Below are 3,716 nucleotides of genomic sequence, written 5' to 3'. Positions count from 1 at the left end.
ATCCCCAACCCACACAGACATTGTAGTCTGGGCTGGAACGATAGTTATGGTGTGTTGTTGTGAAATTCATACTCATAACTTTATATATCCGGCTTCTATTCGAGATTTTGATTTATTTTCCATAATATATATTATGTATTCAAGCTAATTGAGAAATTTTCTATCCATTTCCGCCCCAAATTCTCACATACTTCTTCAAGTTTGAGTTTTAACGTCGGAACAGAAGCGGGATTGGCATCCCCTTCCCTACTAGATTGCTCTAATTTGTGGGCGTGCCTCCTCTGCCGATATTGTGTTATGAGCCCATAATAAGAACTGCGTCATGCTGTCAACTTGGTCATCATGCTTGTAGTACGGAAATGAACATACCTCTTGTTCAAAATCACCCAGCCATGAAGCTTCGTGTGGGAGAAATACACGGCCTGACTCTACCATCGGGATAATCTTAAAAACCCTAATGTCTTTTGTACCTGTAGGGACAACCGATATGATCGGCAGATGGCTCAACTCTTGGGTAAGTTGAATACCGCTTGCCTTGCTCTCAATAAGTACGGCATGCGGCTTCCACAGGCTTTCCAAGTGCAAAACTAATCCCTTGAGCGCGACGTATTTGAGTTTGACTCTGTGTACTTCCAGTAGGAAGAAGTCCCTACCCTTGTGTGCCCAGATGGTGCATACACTAAAATTGCTACTACGGACCGTGGTACTCGCGGTGTCCCAACTTTGCACTATCACACACTCTTTGTGTGGTATTGGATCAACATAACGCCTGAACCATTGACGCTTTATGATGCCTTTGCCCAGATTTATAGGATCTTGTTGGTATTGCGAGGAAAACGCGTATGTCCCAACGTCTTGCTTCAAGCGCTCTATGTACCGAACACTCATGCTTTTGCGCAAAGGCTCGTTATCTTGCCTCACATGCAATATCCTCCTCGATTTTCGGCCATTGCTCCGTAGTATACGTGGCAAAGCAAAAGCATACACTTTGGTTTTTCTGGTGGATACCAGTGGTAGGGATAAATGGTGCCAACTGTTGCCATAGCCCTTTTTTGCTAATAAATGCCCGGTTAGATCTTCTGTGTGCAGCCTATGCATGACCACAACCACAACTCCGTTTTTCCTATCGTTCAACCTTGTCAACAGGCTTTGATCGAACCAATTGCAGACTTTTTGTCTATATGTTTTACTTTCAGATTGTAAAGGATTCATCGGATCATCCACTATCAGGAAATTGCCACCCTCCCCCGTAATTGTTCCTCCAACTGAGGTGGCAAATCTATACCCTAGCTGTGTAGTTTGGAACCGATGCTTTGTATTTTGATCTCTGACGATTTTTACTTCCGGAAACAGCTCCTGGTACCAAGTAGCTTGCAATACATACCTGTATCCAATGAAAACCTTTCGCTTAAAATTTGCGAGTAACTTGCGGCTATAATACGAGCTTTTGGGTTTAAACCTAAAATCCATGCGGGCCATGCAACGCTCACGCATATAGACTTCATAGATCTTGGTGGTACGTTTATTATAAGGCGCTTAATTTCCCCAGCTAAAGCCGCTTCCAACCTGTCTGACATTGCTCTTATATGCCAGTTGTCAACGTATCGGCTATCGGTGGCGACAGTCCCAAAGACAAGCTTTAGAAATTCAATAAATTTCATACAATAACTTCCGGTTGATTTCAGATTTTTTGCATCTGCTTGTGGTTTATGGGTTACCGCGCGATGCACATACAACCATGTCTGCGGCCTGAATCTTTTTCCTTTTCCTTCTGTTGATGCTCAAGTCCTTTGAGAATGTATTGCACAACGACGTCTCCTTTGAACATTTGCGGGAAAATTAGTGCGAATAGCAGATTCATTAGAAGCTTAAAGATAAACGATATACCTTTCTTATTCTGCGGTTTTTTCAATGCACGGCCGTATATTGCGGCTTCACGTATGTTGGATTCTTTGGTTTGTCCTGCCCTCTGCGTTGGGTCCATACCGTGTGCAACTTTCACTTTTAGCATGGTCTTGAATACAGAGTGAGTTGAATGTGCCACTCTGTGTTGCCACTGTTTGTGTGCGCATGTAGCCGCCTTTTTCACTTTGCACACGCGTATAATATCCTCTATACTCCGGGAAGATTGTTTGCACTGCAACATCCTTCTTGGCGCGATATCGGCCCTTGCTGTCCACTTGTTGTGTGTGCGTACTTTATACTTCTCGAGAAGGTGCAGATGCTCCTTCCGGGGCCTTCCTACACCTATCGCTTTTGACGTGCATGAGCGCGCATGGGCGTGGGTTTTTAGTATCCCACGCACTATCATGGCTTGGCTGGGTGTACCGTGCCTTAACACAAGCCCTATATAGCGCTTCGCTTCCGGGGAGTACTTGCTTGCTATTTGGCCGTGGAAAACTACCCTGCCCATGTATGAGAACGTGCAATATATGCGCAATCTTACATGTTTGAGATAAACTTATAGTTAATTTATTCATATGTTGAGAGTTAGTCGTCTTTCGCGTTTTGATAGTAGTGAACTAGCCCACTGCTAATCAGCGCCACGTTGAAAGTGCCTAAATTTCCGACCTCATAATGCCACTCATATAGCTCAACAAAGCACGTCATAGTCACTTTTGTTCTCCAAATGTTGCTGCCAAGCAGCAATGTACAATTCAGAGCGCGGTTTTCAAATGAACCCTCCAGCAATACGCTTTCTGCCGCTGAATGTTCTGCAATTCCCGTGACGCGCACCGCAACATTCTTGTCTCCTGCGCCGTTGAGAGAGTTTTTCCACCCCCTGAGAGAGCGCTTCTAATCTCAGAATTTTTGTTACGTAATGTTAGTCGAACGCTCTGAATACCATTTAAAGTGACGTAGTCGCCGCTTTCATTTCCGAATTTTAAGACTATCATCTATTAACACCTCAAAGCTCAGGGTAGATTGAAAGATCTCTCCGTTTCGCACTACTCTATATCCCTTACTGACAAATATGAATTCCTGCTCCTGGAGCAGCTGCTGTAATGCATTCCTTGCGTACTTCGCAATTTTTATGGTTTCTAGAATGCCGTAACTGAAGATGTAGCATGCCATGTGCGCTTTGCAAGCCACTTTGTCAAATGTTGCTATATCTTCAGCATGGCGTATATGCAGATGAGCATACGGTATGCTTGCAACGGTGGGGGCCTGCTCATATATGCAGCTCACTAAATTTCTCATGATATGGTCCGATCTCAGGCGCTCCAATACCAAAACATACAGGTCTGCAATGTTCACAGCACTAGCCTTACTTCCCTAAAGGGCATGTATATCTCCTTGATAAACGCCAGATGTTCGACGGTCATGGAATCTCGCCTTTTATAGGCGACTGCTACATGGTGCAATATTCCATGCTTGATTTGTGTGGGAACGTCCCGCATGTCCGCGTACCCAGCCTCGTACACTATCTCTATTTTTGTGGCGCCGATTGCCGCGTGTACCACACTAGATTGCAGATTATCAATGGAATACTCTTTTCTTGTGACGGAGCGCAAAGAAGTATTTTGCGTTGCTACGCTCACAGATACTACAGAAACAACTGGGCCAAACGGCAAATATATTTTTTTGGAATATTGCCTCTACTGTAGGATAATACCCAGGTTTGCCTGCCGAGAGATTGTCCTATATACCATTGAGCGTACTCTGAAGACATTGATATGATGCTTGTCAGTAAGCTGTCCTCACTGCTGTTGTTG

The 3,716-nt window shown here is 44.4% G+C and carries 5 protein-coding genes and 1 pseudogene; all 6 read right to left on the bottom strand.

Features of this window, described 5'->3' with window-relative positions; translation table 11 throughout:
* Window positions 1-249 precede the first annotated feature (249 nt).
* Window positions 250-1,661, bottom strand: a pseudogene (terL, locus tag GAC_RS00560) (phage terminase large subunit).
* A gap of 53 nt (window positions 1,662-1,714) precedes the next feature.
* Window positions 1,715-2,413 (bottom strand): hypothetical protein, encoded by a 699-nt coding sequence (locus GAC_RS00555; RefSeq protein WP_010264420.1) that lies wholly within the window; start codon window positions 2,411-2,413, stop codon window positions 1,715-1,717.
* Window positions 2,414-2,490: 77 nt separating this feature from the next.
* A complete protein-coding gene (locus GAC_RS05880) occupies window positions 2,491-2,736 on the bottom strand; it encodes a hypothetical protein (RefSeq protein ID WP_241760091.1) in 246 nt (81 codons plus the stop codon).
* A gap of 135 nt (window positions 2,737-2,871) precedes the next feature.
* On the bottom strand, window positions 2,872-3,258 hold the full coding sequence (locus GAC_RS00545) for a hypothetical protein (protein WP_010267580.1): 387 nt from the start codon (window positions 3,256-3,258) through the stop codon (window positions 2,872-2,874).
* Window positions 3,255-3,542 carry a head-tail connector protein gene (locus GAC_RS05875; RefSeq protein WP_241760090.1) on the bottom strand — a complete coding sequence of 96 codons (288 nt, stop codon included), beginning with the start codon at window positions 3,540-3,542 and terminating at the stop codon, window positions 3,255-3,257. Before GAC_RS05875 ends, GAC_RS00545 begins: the two co-directional genes overlap by 4 nt.
* Window positions 3,543-3,547: 5 nt before the next feature.
* Window positions 3,548-3,679 (bottom strand): hypothetical protein, encoded by a 132-nt coding sequence (locus GAC_RS05870; RefSeq protein WP_241760092.1) that lies wholly within the window; start codon window positions 3,677-3,679, stop codon window positions 3,548-3,550.
* Window positions 3,680-3,716 lie beyond the last annotated feature (37 nt).

This window comes from Anaplasma marginale str. Florida (assembly GCF_000215485.1).
GTDB lineage: Bacteria > Pseudomonadota > Alphaproteobacteria > Rickettsiales > Anaplasmataceae > Anaplasma > Anaplasma marginale.
This window is presented reverse-complemented; position numbering and strand designations above follow the sequence as displayed.

What these genes read in the sequence shown, in the direction of transcription:
- GAC_RS00555 (WP_010264420.1), bottom strand. Translation starts at nt 2,413, where the DNA reads ATGGGCAGGGTAGTTTTCCACGGCCAAATAGCAAGCAAGTACTCCCCG.